This window comes from Sphingobacterium siyangense, assembly GCF_007830445.1.
Lineage (GTDB): Bacteria > Bacteroidota > Bacteroidia > Sphingobacteriales > Sphingobacteriaceae > Sphingobacterium > Sphingobacterium siyangense.
The window spans coordinates 264,229-281,866 of the sequence record NZ_VLKR01000002.1 but is presented as its reverse complement, the minus strand read 5'-3'; the positions used below and the strand labels follow the sequence as shown (position 1 = coordinate 281,866).

Below are 17,638 nucleotides of genomic sequence, written 5' to 3'. Positions count from 1 at the left end.
TTATTTATTTATTAGGCGTTTTATTCTAAGAATCAGTTCGTTTGGACTAAATGGCTTAACCATAAAATCAGATGCGCCTAAATCAAATGCATCAACCACGACCTCCTCTTGCCCCATACTTGATAATACGATGACAGGGATTTTCTTTCCAATACGCTTTATTGCCGAAAGAATTTCAATACCAGAAGCAAAAGGCATCATAATATCCGTTACAACTAAATCCAAATCTAGCTCATTAATCTTCTCGATGGCTTCACGGCCATTTCTGGTCAGCACCACTTCGTGTCCTTCTTTCACTAATTTGTGTTCAACAGTACGCAGTATCAATTCGTCGTCTTCCGCTATTAAAATCAACATATCATTATTTATTTAAGATTTTTGTAATTAATTCCAATCCTATATCCATTTCTTGTTCGATTGCCACAAAAGCGGTCGCGAGCTCAGTTTCAATCGTTGGGCTGGTCTCCAAGTCTTTGGTCATTTGGGCCAACTTGATCAGTCCGGCTGTCGATGAAGTTCCCCGTAACTTATGAAGGAGTTCTTTGATGCGTACAATATCGTTTGTATCAATTGCCTCCTTTAACTGATTTCTGGACCCCGTGATTTCCCGAACGACCAAATCCAGAAAAAAGGTTAAAAATGCAGGATCATCACCCGCCTGTTCTTCGAGGCGCTGCATATCCAAATGCTCATCCAAATCCTCCAGATCTGAAGCTTCGGCAGCACTAGGTTTCACCGATAACATCGCTTTTTCCAAGGCTTTGAATAAATCCTGTTGCCGAATAGGTTTAGCTAGAAAGTCAGACATCCCCGCTTCGAGACAGCGTTCTTTTTCGCCTGAAATATTACCGGCGGTAACACCGATAATAGGTGTTTCAGCATAACCTGCCATTTGCCGGATCTGTTTGGTTGCTTCGATCCCATCGACCTCGGGCATCTGAACATCCATCAAAATAAAATCAAATTGTTTTTCTTTGCAAGCATGAATGGCTTGTGCTCCGTCAGAAACTTCGGTTAAGAGTGCCCCTGGCATTATACTTGCCATCATGCGTAAATTAAGGGCCATATTAACGGCATTGTCGTCTGCCAACAGCACCTGAACGTCTTGACCGTACGGATCCGATGATAACGATAAGTTTGCATTCGCCTTTAATTGTACTGCATCCTCCCTATTCTGTTGTATCGCCCTTCTTAAAGTCGAATACAGTTCCTCGGATTTAATCGGCTTAAGTAGACAGAATGACCGCTCTTCTTGTCTAAATGCTGAAATCACCTCATGCTCTTCTGACGAAGTGTGCAACACAATCAAGGGGATACCTTCTTCCTGTTTTCTAAAGAGTTCTTTGATTTTTTCTATTGTTTCGAGGCCCGATAAGATCGGCATATGGTAGTCCATTAAAATAACATCGAAACGTTCCCCTTTCATCAACAACTGTAAGGCTTCCATGCCGTTTTCTGCGAGGACAGATTCGACGTTTTTATAGGCCAACATATGTTGCAGGATGATCCGATTATTAGCGTTGTCATCGACAACGAGGACACGATTTAAAGGTAAAGCTGTATCTTCATCCTCCATTTCTTCACATCGGACCTCGATATCAAAATAGAACGTCGACCCGACACCCTGTTCGCTTTCCAGATTCAATTTACTTCCCATGTATTTCAAGAGGTTGTTGGAGATGGTCAAACCGAGTCCCGTGCCCCCATATCGTTTACTTACCGAGCTATCTTCTTGCGTAAAGGCATCAAAGATGCGTTGTTGCTTCTCTGGCGGAATTCCTATCCCCGTATCTCTAACCGCAAAACGTAAGGTTAATTTATTCTCATCATTGCGAAGTTTACTGATCTTAAATTCGATTTCGCCTTTTTCCGTAAACTTAACTGCATTACCTAATAAATTCACCAGCACTTGCTTAATACGTGCCTCATCAATCCAAACAAAAGCCGGCAGTCCCTGCTCAATGTTCAAAAGCAGTTCGACTTCTTTTCGTTGTGCTTGATAGAGAACAACATTAATAACCTGATTGGCTACATCATATACGTTATACTTATCAACAAATAGTTCGAGTTTACCCGATTCAATTTTTGAAAAGTCTAAAATGTCATTAATAATATTGAGTAAGCTATTTCCTGATTCATTGATATAGCCGAGGTATTGGACCTGTGTATCATTTAATGGTGTTTTTAACAACAAATCGGAGAATCCGATCACACCGTTTAAAGGCGTTCGAATTTCGTGACTCATATTGGCGAGGAATTCGGACTTTGCTCTACTCGCCAGATCGGCCAGTTCCTTCGCTAACTTTAATTCATCATTTATTTTTACCGAATCCGTGATATTTTGTGTAAAAATAATGATCCCACCTATACTTCCATCAGCAAGATGCCAAGGTCTTACCTCCCAATTGAAATGTTGCGCTTCGGCAAGTCCGCCAGCCTGTATGACCTCATCCGTATTCTTATAAGGTATTCCCTCCAGCGCATCAAGGTAGATTTTTTTTCTATTTTCTGGGATATTTGGAAACATATTGAAAAAGTTACTACTTGGCGGCAAGCTTACCCCTTCGTGAAAATCTTCTAACCATTGATTACTGACCGAAATATAGTTAAAGTCTCGGTCAAACATAGCAACCGAAGCAGGAACATAATCCACAAACGCACGTAACATCGATTCTTTGCGTTCCAGCTCCAAGAATAGCGATTTACTTTGATCGATATCCTGAATAATTCCAAAAACACGCTTACACACATCGTTTTCAAATTCGGGAATACCTTTTACCCGTACCCAAATTGATTCGCCATTTTGCTTTAATAGGCGCAATTCGGTATCGTAAGGTGTTCTTGATGTAATGGCGTCTTCAAAAATTTCACGCAAAATAACCTGGCTTTCCGGCTCATAAAATCCGATTGCATGTTCAAAATCAGGTGTAAAATCAGAAGCCACACCATGAATTAGCTTCGTGGACTCGGACCAATAGACCTTGTTTTCAACTAAGTTGACCTCCCATCCGCCAACCTGAGCGACAGCATTGGTCTGCTCCAGGATCTGTTTGGTATGCAAAAGATCATTTTCAAGTCGCAATCGATCCGTCATATTCAAGGCTGTACTGACAACATAAGATCGTCCATTCTCATCCGTCTCCAACATATTGTGGTATAGCCAAGAAATATCTTCACCATCTTTTGTTTGGAGAACCATCATTCCAGAATCCTCTTTATTGCTGGCAATGCGCTTGAGATATTCTTCAACCAGACCCACATGATGAGACGGAACCAATTTCTTGAGGTTAAGTCCTTTTACCTCTTCTTTGGCATACCGCAACACCTCTCTTCCTTTTTCATTGACGGATAGAATATTACCGTCCAAATCATGCATACTCATGAGGCCAATCGCATTTTCAAAAAAGCTACGAAATCTACGTTCGGAATTCTCCAACTTGAGTTTTTCTTCGCGCTCTTTTGTTACGTTTCTGCCAAAGGCCAGAATATCATGATTTATCGGATCATATTTGAAATGCCATTCAATTTCGACAACTTGACCATTTTCTATTTTAGTCCTACTCGTAGATTGAACGCCGTACTTTGTTTCCTCAACTCGACCTAAGTCCGACACTAACTCCCTTTCAGTGTCCCCCAATAATGTAAAAATAGATTTGCCTAAACTATTCGATCTGGACAATCCCAAGACTTTACTAAATGCAGGGTTAACTTCTTTTACCTTGCGCGCCTCATCCAATACACAAATAATATTGTTCGTCAGGTGAAAAATTTCGGAGAAATAACCAGCCTGTACTTTTCGTTTTTTCCCCAATAATATTTTGGTCACCGCCTTGCCAAGCTCCTCCAACGAGTCTTTTTGTTTATCCGAAAGCTTTTTCGGATGGAAATCAATGACACAGATTGTCCCAAGAGCATCACCATCATCATCCAAAAGAGGAACTCCGGCATAAAAACGGATATTTCCTTCGCGAATCAATGGATTGGAAGACGAGCGTGAATCTTCAAAAGTATCTTCAATAACAAGGACCTCCTTACTCATTATGGTGTATTGACAGACCGTATTCTTCCTTTCAACGGTATCCAGCTCCATCCCAACGCAACTTTGAATACGTTGTGTTTCTTCTTCCATCATGGCAATTAAAGCTGCAGGACAATCTGTAATCAGACAGGCTGCCTGCGCAAAAACATCCAGCTCAGGGTCTTTCCCGAGTCCCATTAACTCATAGGACTTTAATTTTTCTATCCTTCTTAACTCATTTTCAGGAAAAACATTATTTGCCATTCACTTCTAATATTTAGATCTGGTTTATTGTGACCGTGAAGTTAATAAAAACATTATTTAACGCCTAAACAATAAGGAAATATTGATCAGATAATGTTTTATAAAGAACAAACAACTGGTCAATTAGTTGATGCAATAAAAAGATTTACCAGACATCCTCTTCATAATTTAGTTATTTACTAATTGAATTTTATAAAGCTTGACCTTATTAAGAAAGACAAACTGTACGTTTTAGGAAGTCTGTACAAACTGATCAAATAAATAGCTTAAAAACGAAAGAGCCCCGCTAGATGTGATAGCGGGGCTCTTCAATATGTCTAAATTAAAAAAGTTTTTCAATACTCTGTTCGGCATAGCCAGCACTTGCTGTCATTCCTTTCCCTCCAATACCGGTTCTAACATGTATTCTTGGGCTAACGTCGATTTCAAGAATATGATCTTTGTGCTGCGAATAATAACCTGCCCAAGAAGATGAAATCCAGGTACGGTCCATTGGCATGATACGGTTGGCTTCCGCAATCATCAATTCATTGATATAGGAGCTTACTGAGAAGCCCAGTTCATCCAGTCTGTTTCCCGTTGCATATTCATGCGAATCACCGATAATAATACTACCATCCGTGGCCTGTTTAAATAGGATATGAATTCCATAATTGCGCAGCTCCTGGTAGTAATCAGGCATTGGAATTGTTTGAAACGAAGGGCAATATTCTTCAAAACTCTCGTATCGACGAATGGTCAACCCAGTTAAGATATTCCCAGGAAGATAAATATGAGCCAAAGGCTTTGTACGCATCATTTGCAGCTTGCTAATTTCAAGCCCGCTATTATCAAACAAGGAACGATATAAAATTTTAAACTCGTATCCATTACAGATAAGCAATTTCTTCCCTTCAAAGTTTTCTAGCGTACTGCTCGTGACAACAACAGCATTATTTTTATCCTCGCAGGCCACAATTGTCGTATCGTATTTCAACGTATAGTCCACAAACTTATTTTGCATATAAATATGCAGCTGTCTAATCATTGACTCGGGCTCTACACTGAGTTCCTGCGGAAAAAAGATAGCCTCTTTAACATAATCAGCATTCATTACGGGATATTGCAATAGAACTTGCTCCTTTGACCAAAGTTCATGATCATATCCTTTTCCCTGATAGTGCTTAGATAGCTCGTGAAGCACCTGAACTTCATCACTATCCGAAGCAATATAGATGCTGCCGTTATTTCTAACGGATATATCCATCTCTTTCTGAATAGACTGATATATTTCAAGTCCTCGCACACCATAATCAAACCATTCGCCTGCCATCCCCGATGGCACTACCTGTCCGAAATTACGAACAGTAGATCCCACGGGGAAATTATCTTTTTCGAGTTGGAGCACGCGTAATCCCATTTGTAACGCATGATAGGCATGAAAGGTCCCTAAAATCCCACCCCCAACAATAATTAAATCATATGTATTTGTTTTCATCTTTATAAATAGAATATCATAAAAAAGTATAGTTAACTAATTTGCACTTCTCCTTTTGTGGTATGCCAAGGAGCCAACAACTCATCATCACTTCCTTTCATCTGTTCTTTTTTTCGAATAAAATAGAGTAGAGAGAAGATACCCAAAATAGCTCCGATAATAGAGGCTAAAAAGACCAATTGAATAAAGTAATTCCCCCAAGTGACAGAATTTGGCATAAATTCTTTGTTTACCAATATCAGAAAACTACCCAAATAACCGATTGAGTCAGCCATATACATAACAAAGCCGATGTTACTTTTCATACGATATGTTGCGATCATTCGCTCAAAAAATATCGCATTGTAAGGGATGTATGCCATATACAAGCCCAAACCGACGAGCAACATCCAACTTAAACCGTCAATCCATTGTTTTGTAAACAAATAGGTAGAAATACCTGCAGTCAGAAAACCTATAATGATCATATAGTGGATCAACTTAAATGCTTTAAGATTATTTTTAACCATGATTAGACAACTTACCAGCAGCAGTACAATCAAGGAGATAGTCCCATCAACTTTTGCAAAAATGCCCGCCCCCTTCACATGTAACATCTGCCAGATTTCAACCTCAAAATTATCGCGTACATCACGTAAAATAGTAAGCATCGTATAAACGATAATAGTCAAAACGATACCCGGCATAAAGGTTTTAAAAAAGTGTTTTCGCATTTTACTATCCATCGCAATGCGCTCCGTCCGGAGCTTCTTGTCTTCTTCTGTTGGCCCTGGAGCATTTTCCAATACCCATACACACAAAACAAAGGGCAGAAAAAACAGTAAACCCGTCAAAAATGGCATCCAAAACTCGTTAACATGAAAAGAAGACATCAACCACCGCCCAACCGTTTTTATCAGTCCTGACGCGAAAATCAAGCTCACAGACATCACTGCCCCCATAATCTCTGTAAACCGCCTTCCTTCTAAATAACTAAATACCAAACCCCAAACCATTCCCAATGGAAAACCATTGATAAAAAGAAAGACAACATTCCAAGGTCTCGGACAAACTGCAAATGCCAAAAGACCTATCCATGAAATACAAATCAAACCGATCAAATACCGCCCTCTACTACGCTGTTTACTTTCAGAGATAAATTTAATGCCATAAAACTTGGACAACAAATACCCCAGCATTTGAATGACCACCATACAGACTTTATAATCGACACCAAAAATAGTATCATTTGCAAAAGCAGATGCCGTAAATGACTTTCTAAATGAATACATACTCGTATAACATAAAAATGCTGTAACAGCCAGAACAATAGCCACAGATTTCTCATCCAGTCTATTTATGCGTCTTTTTATTCGTTGGTTTAACTCCATCATTTAAACTTGTTAACAGACCTCATTGTCCGCAATCAAAAGTAAATTTTGGAAATTAACACAAGACTAAACTTTTGTTAAGTATTTATAAACAAATATAAGCATCCCTTTGCGATACGAAAAGTATAAAATAAAAAAAGCATCACTGAATGATTCAATGATGCCCTGACAATTAACATGTTATCCTCTATTTCTTATTTTCAAAAAAGTATACAATTAGCATGACGGCCTTTTCACTTCCAACATTACGCGGTGTATGTGACAATCGGCCATTAAAAAAGATCGAATCGCCCTCTTCTAAGCTAATTTTTTGATCATTGAAGATGTACTCAACCTGCCCGCTAATGATATATTTATATTCATAAGCTTCGGTCTCAACCATTGGTCGTTGTGCATCCGGAAGCAACTCCAAAAGAACAATGTCCATGGTCGAACTATCCATCGCAGATGTAAAAATCCTTTTATAATGGAAACCAATAGCCGACTCTTTTTCAAACGGACTATAAGTATCTTTTTTCCGAACGACCACGGGGCCTGAATCCAATTCAGAATTAAAATCTTTAAAAAACTCATTAAGATCAATATTCAGTGCATTGATGATATTAATCAATACCAGTAGGGAGGGTATTGTTCTGTTATTTTCAATCTGCGAAATAAGTCCCTTGCTTACCCCCGCTCTATCAGCAACTTCCTGTATGGTAATTCCTTTTTCTTTTCGAATTTCCTTAATCTTATTGCTAATCTTGAATATCGTATTATCTTCCATAATTTGGCCAAAAGTAAACATTTTTCCTATGTCGTGTATATTAAGTTTTTGTCACCTAATCATAGGTCACCTCTAAAATTAGGATATTTAACTGTTATCAGAAAACTGCAGTTCATTAATAGGCGATTTTTTTCGTCTCTTATCCCTCTCAGAATTGGTAAGCACTATTGGTAAACTTTAACCCAGTGAACACGCATCTCAACAGGCAGTTGGTCTTGATTTACCTCACCAACCCAGCTCCCGCCCAACTGTTGATCAATCAATAGATAAAAGGGCTGATCATAAGGCCACTGAGAAGGATCTACCCCATTAACTCTTGGATAAGTAAAGGTGTCAACACCATTCAACTGAAATACGATACGATCGGGATACCAGCTTATACCATATGTATTGTACTCTTCTGATTTGATCGAAGCGGTACCAAAATGTTTGGGATTCTCCTTTTGCCCCAGATCTAAGGTATAGTATGAATGTGTTGTCTGGTAAATGATATGATCAAAATTAAGATGTTCCATAATATCAATTTCACCATTTCTCGGATACTTCCCATACTTATCTAACTCCGCCAGCATCCACATGGCAGGCCATGCCCCTTTTGCACTTCCAAGTTTAGCTCGGATTTCTATGCGTCCGTACTGAAAAGCAAACTTTCCCTTACTCCATATCCCACCTGTCAAAAATAGTCTTGAATCTTTATTTTTGTCTGTATTTTTTATTCCTTTAAGAATTAACTCACCATTTTCCCATCCAAAACAGGCATCATCCATACTCATATGCCGGTTCCAATCAGCTCCTCCCGCTGGAATCCGGGACCATTTACTACTATCTAGCTTAGGGGAATTAAAGTGCTCTTCCCATACTAGCTTCCATTCCTTAACCTCTCGATCTTTCTTTTGAACATATACATACGGATGATCTTTCGGACGATAATGCACACTACATGCAGAAAACAACAGATAAAAATAACTTAGGCCGAAGACTCTTTTCATGATTAACATTAATGGTTTGCGAAAAAAATGAGTTAGGCCTAAATTTAGACATAATTTACCATACCTGATAGATTCCCGAACAATTAAGAGGGACTAAAACGCAGAGGAAAAAGGAAATGCGATTTATTGCTATCCCTAAAACATAGGATGTGCGTTTGCTGCATTTTTAGGCACATCTTGCTGTGCATCCCAATGCTCCACAATTTTACCTTTTTCCAGCCTGAATATATCAATAGTCGATTTAAGACTACCATCTGGATTCTTATTCTTTAGGTGTATGAAGACCAAATCTCCATCCGAAGCAATGTGTTGCACATCAATCCTTGTTTTAGGTTGTCCTTCAAACCATTTCGCTGCAGCGAGCTTAAATGCTGCCGCTCCATCCGCAACAGAGGGATTATGTTGGATATACTGAGGGGAAATGTACTTATCAACTGCAGAGACATCCTTATCACCAAACATTTGCTGATAAAAATCTAAAACGATTCTTTTATTCTCTTTGTTTTCGTCAAGTTGTTTTTGTGCAGCCTCCTTTGATTCATTTGTCTGCGGCTGCTGACAACCCAGCGTTAGCAATAAAACAGAGAAAGTGATGACCTTAACCATTGTTCTATTTTTCATCTTTAAATCTATTTTTAATTGAAGTCTTCAATTCCCACCTCATATTAGTACAATCCAATTTACCTAAATTATACAATATATAACGCTTTTATCTGAGTTCATTTACACTATTAAATAGTGGCATGATAATTGGATTTGATGTTGTAGTATAATATTCAGAAATATACATTTCATAAATTTAGGTTAATAATTGGTTAGGTTAAACACCTGAAGTCCCCAACTTCAGGTGTTTTTTTATATATTTTCGAAAATCACTATTCCCTAAAAAACAAAAATGTCAATTATAGCTTTTATTAATCTAGTTCAATAAAATTCCCTGTTGGTCGGCGTAACTTTACATTAGTTAAGAAAATAAAATTATCAGATATGGAAAATAAAATATTAGGGTTACACCACATTACTGCGATAGCAGACAACGCAAAGCGAAATCTCGATTTTTACACGAAAGTACTGGGTGTACGCCTTGTCAAAAAAACAGTTAATTTCGACGACCCTGGCACCTACCACTTCTACTTCGGCAATGAACAGGGGGACCCCGGAACGATCCTCACTTTTTTCCCATGGGAAGGTATCGGAAAAGGTACCGCAGGAGCAGGAATGGCGACTCATATTGGCTATGCCGTACCTCAAGGGAGTTTGGATTTTTGGAAAAATCGCTTAGGGGAACATCAGATTAGTTTACAGGAAAGTGAAATTTTTGGAGAGAAGCTAATTTCATTTAATGATCCTGATGGATTGCAGCTTCAGTTTATTGAAACGAAAGATAATAGAAAGGCATGGACAACGACTGACATCAATAGCGAACATGCACTAAAAGGCTTCCATAATATCACGCTTTCTTTAAAAGAAGCAGATCCGACGCTAAAAGTATTGACCGATATTTTGGGTTATTCGCTCCAACAACAGCATGATAATCGTTATAGGTTAACAACGGATAGCATTGATACGGCTAATAGCGTTGACATAATAGCGGATAAAAATCTACCATACGGCAAAAATGCAGCCGGTACAAACCATCATGTCGCATTTCGGGTAAAGGACGACAATGTTTTGATGGAGTATCGTGAAAAGGTACTTTCAGCAGGGCTAGATATCACACCAAAAATAGATCGAGATTACTTTTTCTCACTCTATTTTCGTGAACCTGGTGGTGTCTTATTTGAAATCGCGACAGACAATCCCGGATTTACGGTAGACGAACCACTATCCAGCTTAGGATCGGCACTCAAATTGCCGAAGCAATATGAAAACTACCGTTCGCAGATTGAACAGACATTGCCAAAAATCGATTAATTAAATTATATAAACATCATTATACAAACGAGGAAATTATGGAAAGAACTGAAATTGTATTAGACAAAAATCAACGTGGAGAGCTTCAATTATTCTCCGATGAACGCAAAGCAGGTTTGATGAGTATCGCTATCATTGACGGTAATCTCGTTGTTTACCATACAGAGGTGGACGAAGCCTATGAGGGAAGAGGATTTGCAAAAATACTACTCGAGAAATTGGTATCTCATGCGCGCGAAAACAACATGAAAATTGTTCCATTATGTCCTTATGTAAATGCGCAGTTTCATCGTCATCCAGAACTATATCAAGACGTTTGGTTTAAAAAAACGGTATAAACTACCCTACATGAAAGCATAAAATGAGTCATTCAATAAATATTAAAACAGCTGGTAAAAATTTAGAACAGGCAGAAAAAGCCATTGTCATGATCCATGGTCGTGGGGGGAGTGCAGAAGACATCCTTGGCATGTCATCCTATCTTCATGTCGATAATTTTGCACTACTTGCACCGCAGGCAGAAAATCACACTTGGTACCCCTATTCTTTTATTGCTCCCGTACATGAGAACGAGCCCTGGTTGAGTTCCGCAATTGATCTGATCGATCATACAGTTAAACTAGCTTTAGACAATGGGATCCTCGCCGAAAATATCTATTTTTTTGGTTTTTCTCAGGGTGCCTGTTTAACACTAGAATATCTTGCACGGCATGGGCAGCGCTATGGTGGCGCTATAGCAATTATTGGCGGAGTAATAGGCGAAGAAATTAACAGGGATAATTACACCGGTGACTTCGCACAAACGCCTATTTTTATTGGCACTAGCAATCCTGATTTCCATGTTCCTCTTGAACGCGTTGAAGCTACAGTATCCATATTAGCACAAATGAATGCCAATGTAAAGCTCATGGTATATCAAAACGCGGGGCACTCCATCAATCGCGAGGAGATCGATCTTGCAAATGAATTTGTTCTTTAAGAAATAAAGGAGTGAATAATCAGTAAGGAATAATCCATTGGTTGTTGATTATAATAATTAATCAACAACCAATTTTAAGCATTATACTTTTGGGTATTTATAGCCGTTATGATAAACCGAAGCTAAGTATTTATTTGCTTTCTGATCGGTAAAATGCTGTTTATCTTTATCCCAATAGAGTTTTTGTCCAGTTCTGAATGCTATATTTCCGAGCTGAGAAAAGATGGCAATGTGTGCCCCCACTTCAATTGGTGCATGAAGTACTTGTGGATTACGTTGGCGAATGGATGCTACAAAATTTTCCATATGTTTGTCCAGTCCGTTATCTAAAGAAGGTTGGATAGAGACCGCTTCCATCCTTCCTTTTTCTGGAATGACCTCCCAGCCCGACCTGTTCAAGACCAGCGTACCATTGTTACCAATAAATGCGACACCGTGATTGCGGTTATAAGGTCCGAGATCAATTCCTTTGGCATGTTCCCATTGAATATTGAAGCCATCAAACTCGTACACAGCAGTCATCGTATCAGGTGTTTGGCCTGCATCGTCCGGGAACGCAAACTTACCTCCTGAGGCCATAATAGATTTTGGATTAGAAACCTTCATCCCAAGTAAAGCATAATCCAACATATGCACACCCCAATCTGTCATCAAACCTCCTGCATAGTCCCAAAACCATCGAAAATTAAAATGGAATCGATTCGAATTAAATGGTCTTTTTTGTGCCGGACCTAGCCATTCCGTATAATGTACACCTGCAGGAACCGGTTCATCGGGCACGATGGGAATAGCACTTTTCCACCCTTGATAAGACCAAGCTTTTACCAATCTTATTTTGCCCAATTTACCGGAATGAACAAAATCAATGGCGTCCTTAAAATGTTGCTGACTTCTTTGCCATTGCCCGACTTGTACAATAGCCTTATTCTTTTTTGCTGCCTGAACCATTAATTGACATTCAACAATGGAGTTACCGATGGGCTTTTCGACATATACATGCTTTCCAGCATTTACGGCATCTACCAGTTGCAGGCAATGCCAATGATCCGGAGTTGCAATAATGACCGCATCCACAATCGAGCTATTGAGCATCTTCTTATAATCTACAAACGTTTCGACCTGTATATTTCTTTTTTGAAGTTCTTCTGCTCTCTTTTTAAGAATATTTTCATCCACATCACAAAGAGCAGTACACACCAAGCCATCATTCTTTAACAATGCATTCAAATCAGACCAGCCCATACCATTTACACCAATTAATCCAACCCGGATGGATCGATCTAAAAAGTTTGAACCTTTAGCATTTAAGAAAAATGACGATGCAGCTAAAACAGTGGACGTTTTGATAAAATCTTTTCTATTCATTGGATATTGGTTTAAGTTTTGTTTTTACTGGATATCATCTAAATTGTCAAAACGAACAGAATACATATGCTTAGATGAATGCCCTAAATAAGAATGCTTTCTTTATTATTAAAAACAAATTGCTTCGATGAAAATACAAAAATGAATCTAGGTGCTCGCAAAAAGCATTGTAAAATATATATAGACAAACCTAGCGTACCCCTATCAAAAAATGGTCGAGTTAGAATCACTCGACCATACATCTACCTATGAAAAACATGCCCTTGGGAGGGGCGGTTGAAGTTACTACTAATTTCACTAAGAACAAACATTTAGAAAAAATATTTATCTAAATAATTAATAATACCATTAACAACAGCATCATGAGTTGACCATGTTACATTGGTTGGCGAGATCGTGTTTTATTATACATTTTTGTTCGATAAATTCCTCCTTCTAACGCTGTTTCAATCAACATCTCGTTCAAAAAAACGCTCAGTTACACAACCCATTTTATAATTCATTAAAAAAAATAAAAGATTAATCATTTATTATGCCTACCTTGCCGCACTTAATTAAAAATAATGAATACAGGTAAAATTAAATTTTTCAATGAAACTAAAGGTTTTGGTTTTATTACACCAGAGGATGGTAGTGCAGATGTTTTCGTACACGTTTCTGCGCTTAAAAACCAAGTATCTGAAGGCGACGTTGTTACTTATGATGTAGAAAGAACTCCAAAGGGGATCAGCGCTACAAATGTAAAATTGGCGTAATCCAAAAAATACACTTTCTTGTTAATGGGGTAATTCTTAATGACTTATCCCATTTCTTTTTCCTATTCTTCCTTTACAATTTTTTAGCAATCTTTTACTTTTCCGTTGAAGACTTTTAGTTTTCAAATAAAAAGCATAAAAAGGATTCTCAAAGGTTTTATTTAAGACAAATTCGAACATACTATTTATGGAATTTAAACAACTCAGTTTAATCGCTCCGCTTTTAAAAGCAATAACAGAAACAGGCTATACACACCCTACTGCAATTCAACAAAAAGCCATTCCAATTGTATTGCAAGGAAACGATCTTATTGGCTGTGCACAAACGGGAACCGGTAAAACGGCCGCTTTTGCACTTCCGCTTTTACAACGTCTTGAAGAAACTAAGACATCAGGTAAACTCGTTCCCATTAGAGCTTTGATTCTTACACCAACACGTGAACTAGCCATTCAAATTGGAGACAATATCAACTTATACCGAAAATATCTAAAACTAAACTATTGCACTATTTTTGGTGGAGTAAGCCAAGAAAAGCAAGTTAAAGAAATTAAAAAAGGTATTGATATTCTTGTTGCTACCCCAGGCCGCTTACTGGATTTAATGAATCAAAAGATAGTTTCTCTAGATAAAATCGAGATCTTGATATTAGACGAGGCGGACAACATGCTGGACATGGGCTTTATTCATGACATCAAGAAGATCCTCGCCAAGGTTCCTTCAAAGCGACAGACATTATTCTTCTCGGCGACAATGCCTCCTAATATCCGTAAATTCGCGCATGGCATATTACACAAGCCTATTGAAGTTGACGTCACCCCGGTAAGCTCAACAGCCGAGAAAGTAAATCAATCTGTATTTTTTGTTGAAAAGAAGGAGAAGATCAAATTATTGACGAGCATATTAAAAAAGCTGAAGCATGAGCGCACCATTGTATTCTCCCGAACAAAACACGGAGCGGATAAAATCGTCAAGTTGCTTGCAAAAAATGGCTTGAGAGCAGCGGCCATTCACGGAAATAAATCGCAAAATGCAAGACAAAAAGCTTTAGGTGAATTTAAGGACAGTCATCTTAAAATTTTGATCGCTACCGATATTGCAGCAAGAGGAATCGATATCGAACAACTACCGCTTGTGATTAATTATGATCTCCCAAATGTACCGGAAACCTATGTTCATCGCATTGGTAGAACAGGAAGAGCTGGTCAGGAAGGAAAAGCCATCTCTTTTTGCGATGTAGAAGAAAGACCGTATTTGGCTGATATCGAAAAATTGATCGGACTAAAAATCAAGATAGAAAAGATCAATAATTAGATCTTGATAACACCTTAAGTAAAAGCCCCTAGGGGCTTTTTACGTTTTATTTATGGTTTGCGATCCGCCATCAACAGTGTAGATGGCGTAAAAGGAAGCCAATGTACTTTTTTATTGACAATTTTGTTCCAGCTGGGCAGGCTGATCAACATTAAGTCATGGTCCCGCCAGGTATCACTGTTTAACTCTTTTTCCGTTATTGTGAGATGGTTGGGAACAAGTTGTTCCAATTGCCTCAATTTCTCCTTGAAGCTTTCATTGGTTTTCAGCACTTGATTCAGATCCCACACGATGATCTGAGCATCCGAATGCTGAATAAGGCGCTGTATGATTTCACATAGAAATTCATCATTTTTCAAAACAACAGGAACGATCACTCGCTTCGCCTTCACAAAGTCTTTATCAATTAAAATGCCTACCATTGCATTCACTTTGGCGTTGATCTGCTGATTTCTATCAAATGTCGTAAAGGGAGACTCGGCATTTGTAACCGTATGGAATAACTTTTCAGGATTTACAATCCGCGTAGTAAAATCTAAAAATCGCCCCAATAAACTCCCCTCATAGATGGATTCGCTGACACCCAAAAGTAATAAATCCTGATCGCGTTCATTGGAAGTTTGAACAATCTCACTATCGATATCACTAGAAATTTTAAATACTGTCTGAATAGGCTGTTCGAGTTGCTGAGCGACCTGCTTGATTTCACGAAAACTATCCAGTTCCTGGGTTTCCACCTCATAATGATGTAATTCGTTTGAAGGTTCAATATGTAATGCAGTAATCTCAGCATTCTTTTTCGATTTCAACGTTAAAGCATCCGCTAGATACAGTAGCGAAATCCCAGTATTACTTTTCGCAAAAGACAATAGAATCTTAAATTTCGATTTATCCTGGATATCTTCCTGCAATAAACTCTTCTTTGGTCGATAGAGAAAATTGATAAGATCTAAGGATGGCCCTGTCATAAAGGTGGTCACTAAGGCCATAACGACCATCATCGAAAATAATTCAGCACTTAAAACGCCAAGATCGTATCCAATATTGAGGACGATAAGTTCCATCAAACCCCGCGTATTCATTAACGCGCCGATACTCAAACTATCTTTCCAGCTTTGACCGACAAAACGCGCCGCCAACGTACTACCTGCAAATTTCCCAATAACCGCGACCAAAATAATACCAATGGTAATCATCCATAACTGAGGATCATTAAGTAGACCGATCTGCGTACGCAGTCCAGTATAGACAAAAAATAAAGGCAACAATAACAAAGTAGAGACATCTTCGATTTTTTCGATGAATGCTGTTCGGAATCGACTTCCTTCGGGCATGATTGCTCCCGCCATAAATGCACCAAAAAGTGCATGGATACCGATTACTTCGGTTGCATAAGCAGACAATAACAGCACAATAAAGAAAATAGCAACAACAGGTTTACTCAAAGCTTCCTTACTACCTTTCACCTCTCCTACGCGCATCAAAAATGGGCGCACGATCTTAATCATAATGAGCACATAAGCAACAGCAAGCCCTATTGTATACAACGCACTGGCAAAATCACCGGCTTTGACGATTGCAATTACGACAGCGAGTATACACCAAGCCGTAATGTCGTCTGCAGCCGCGCAGGTAATCGCCATTGCACCTAGCTTACTTTTTTGCAATCCTCTTTCTTGTATAATTCTGGCAAGGACAGGAAATGCTGTGATACTCATGGAAATACCAATAAACAAGCTATAGGATAGAAACTCTACATTTGTAGGTGGATGGAATAGGTATAAAAAATAAGCCAATGAAATTCCCAACGTAAATGGGATCACAATGCTTGCATGAGAAATGACAACAGCATCATGCGCTTTATTTCGCAGCACATTCAGATCCAGCTCCATTCCAATGATAAACATAAATAAGATTAGCCCAATTTGACTCAAAAACTGCAAATTACTGAGCGATTCTACAGGAAAAAGTGTATGCGAAAATTCAGGAAAATAGAGCCCCAGCAATGATGGTCCCAATATGATACCTGCGAGCATCTCTCCGATTACCACAGGCTGCTTAATCTTAATGCAAATCCAGCCCATAATACGTGCCGCGATAATGATCGTCACGATTTGAGCCAATAATATCGCTAGCGGATGCTGCAGACTATGAAATAAAGTTGATGTAAAATCCTTCCAGGCACCTTGACTTGTTTTCTCCCCACGCAGTAGTTCTGGAGCCTCTAGCTGTGCCCCCAAATGAATCACCCAATACATCACCCCAAGTAATGTACCAACTAAAACTACATAGAAAATTGTATTCTTATATTTCCTCATCTTCAATAGCAATTAAAATAAATATAATGACAATAGCATACTAAGTCCCAACCAATATTCTCTAAACAAGGAGGGATAAAATACAGTCTCAACAAAAATATAATTCTGTAA

At 38.6% G+C, this 17,638-nt stretch carries 14 protein-coding genes; 5 read left to right on the top strand and 9 right to left on the bottom strand.

Annotation, left to right across the window (positions count from 1 at the left end; all coding sequences use genetic code 11):
* From IQ31_RS03525 to IQ31_RS03495, 7 genes are all read right to left on the bottom strand, one after another.
* Positions 1-357 (bottom strand): response regulator transcription factor, encoded by a 357-nt coding sequence (locus IQ31_RS03525; protein ID WP_088162010.1) that lies wholly within the window; start codon positions 355-357, stop codon positions 1-3.
* Positions 358-361: 4 nt separating this feature from the next.
* Positions 362-4,282, bottom strand: a complete 3,921-nt coding sequence (locus IQ31_RS03520; RefSeq protein ID WP_145327112.1) for a response regulator — start codon at positions 4,280-4,282, stop codon at positions 362-364.
* Between the two features lie 322 nt (positions 4,283-4,604).
* The gene (locus IQ31_RS03515; protein ID WP_088162012.1) at positions 4,605-5,759 is read right to left on the bottom strand and encodes a TIGR03364 family FAD-dependent oxidoreductase; all 1,155 of its coding nucleotides are present in this window, start codon (positions 5,757-5,759) and stop codon (positions 4,605-4,607) included.
* Between the two features lie 32 nt (positions 5,760-5,791).
* Positions 5,792-7,132 carry a DUF5690 family protein gene (locus tag IQ31_RS03510; RefSeq protein WP_088162013.1) on the bottom strand — a complete coding sequence of 447 codons (1,341 nt, stop codon included), beginning with the start codon at positions 7,130-7,132 and terminating at the stop codon, positions 5,792-5,794.
* 184 nt (positions 7,133-7,316) lie between these two features.
* Positions 7,317-7,895 carry a helix-turn-helix domain-containing protein gene (locus IQ31_RS03505; protein ID WP_075994857.1) on the bottom strand — a complete coding sequence of 193 codons (579 nt, stop codon included), beginning with the start codon at positions 7,893-7,895 and terminating at the stop codon, positions 7,317-7,319.
* A gap of 164 nt (positions 7,896-8,059) precedes the next feature.
* Positions 8,060-8,884, bottom strand: a complete 825-nt coding sequence (locus IQ31_RS03500; protein WP_145327111.1) for a glycoside hydrolase family 16 protein — start codon at positions 8,882-8,884, stop codon at positions 8,060-8,062.
* 135 nt (positions 8,885-9,019) lie between these two features.
* Entirely contained in the window at positions 9,020-9,505 is a 486-nt protein-coding gene (locus IQ31_RS03495) for a nuclear transport factor 2 family protein (protein ID WP_088162015.1), read from the bottom strand.
* A 366-nt stretch (positions 9,506-9,871) separates the two neighbouring features.
* Between IQ31_RS03495 and IQ31_RS03490 the strand changes: the two genes are divergently transcribed.
* Genes IQ31_RS03490 through IQ31_RS03480 form a run of 3 tightly spaced genes read left to right on the top strand, consistent with a single transcriptional unit; the run spans position 9,872 to position 11,777 of the window.
* Entirely contained in the window at positions 9,872-10,798 is a 927-nt protein-coding gene (locus IQ31_RS03490) for a ring-cleaving dioxygenase (RefSeq protein ID WP_088162016.1), read from the top strand.
* Positions 10,780-11,136 carry a GNAT family N-acetyltransferase gene (locus IQ31_RS03485; protein WP_342212502.1) on the top strand — a complete coding sequence of 119 codons (357 nt, stop codon included), beginning with the start codon at positions 10,780-10,782 and terminating at the stop codon, positions 11,134-11,136. Before IQ31_RS03490 ends, IQ31_RS03485 begins: the two co-directional genes overlap by 19 nt.
* A gap of 23 nt (positions 11,137-11,159) precedes the next feature.
* Positions 11,160-11,777: an alpha/beta hydrolase gene (locus tag IQ31_RS03480; protein ID WP_088162017.1), complete on the top strand. Its 618-nt coding sequence runs from the start codon at positions 11,160-11,162 to the stop codon at positions 11,775-11,777.
* Between the two features lie 81 nt (positions 11,778-11,858).
* Here IQ31_RS03480 and IQ31_RS03475 read toward each other — a convergent pair whose 3' ends face one another.
* Positions 11,859-13,142 carry a Gfo/Idh/MocA family protein gene (locus tag IQ31_RS03475; protein WP_145327110.1) on the bottom strand — a complete coding sequence of 428 codons (1,284 nt, stop codon included), beginning with the start codon at positions 13,140-13,142 and terminating at the stop codon, positions 11,859-11,861.
* Positions 13,143-13,705: 563 nt separating this feature from the next.
* Here IQ31_RS03475 and IQ31_RS03470 point away from each other — a divergent pair.
* Both IQ31_RS03470 and IQ31_RS03465 read left to right on the top strand, forming a co-directional pair.
* The gene (locus IQ31_RS03470; RefSeq protein WP_046672944.1) at positions 13,706-13,897 is read left to right on the top strand and encodes a cold-shock protein; all 192 of its coding nucleotides are present in this window, start codon (positions 13,706-13,708) and stop codon (positions 13,895-13,897) included.
* 187 nt (positions 13,898-14,084) lie between these two features.
* A complete protein-coding gene (locus tag IQ31_RS03465; protein WP_145327109.1) occupies positions 14,085-15,209 on the top strand; it encodes a DEAD/DEAH box helicase in 1,125 nt (374 codons plus the stop codon).
* A 50-nt stretch (positions 15,210-15,259) separates the two neighbouring features.
* On the opposite strand, the gene IQ31_RS03460 is transcribed toward IQ31_RS03465, so the two are convergent.
* Positions 15,260-17,527, bottom strand: a complete 2,268-nt coding sequence (locus tag IQ31_RS03460; RefSeq protein WP_145327108.1) for a cation:proton antiporter — start codon at positions 17,525-17,527, stop codon at positions 15,260-15,262.
* Between the last annotated feature and the right edge of the window lie 111 nt (positions 17,528-17,638).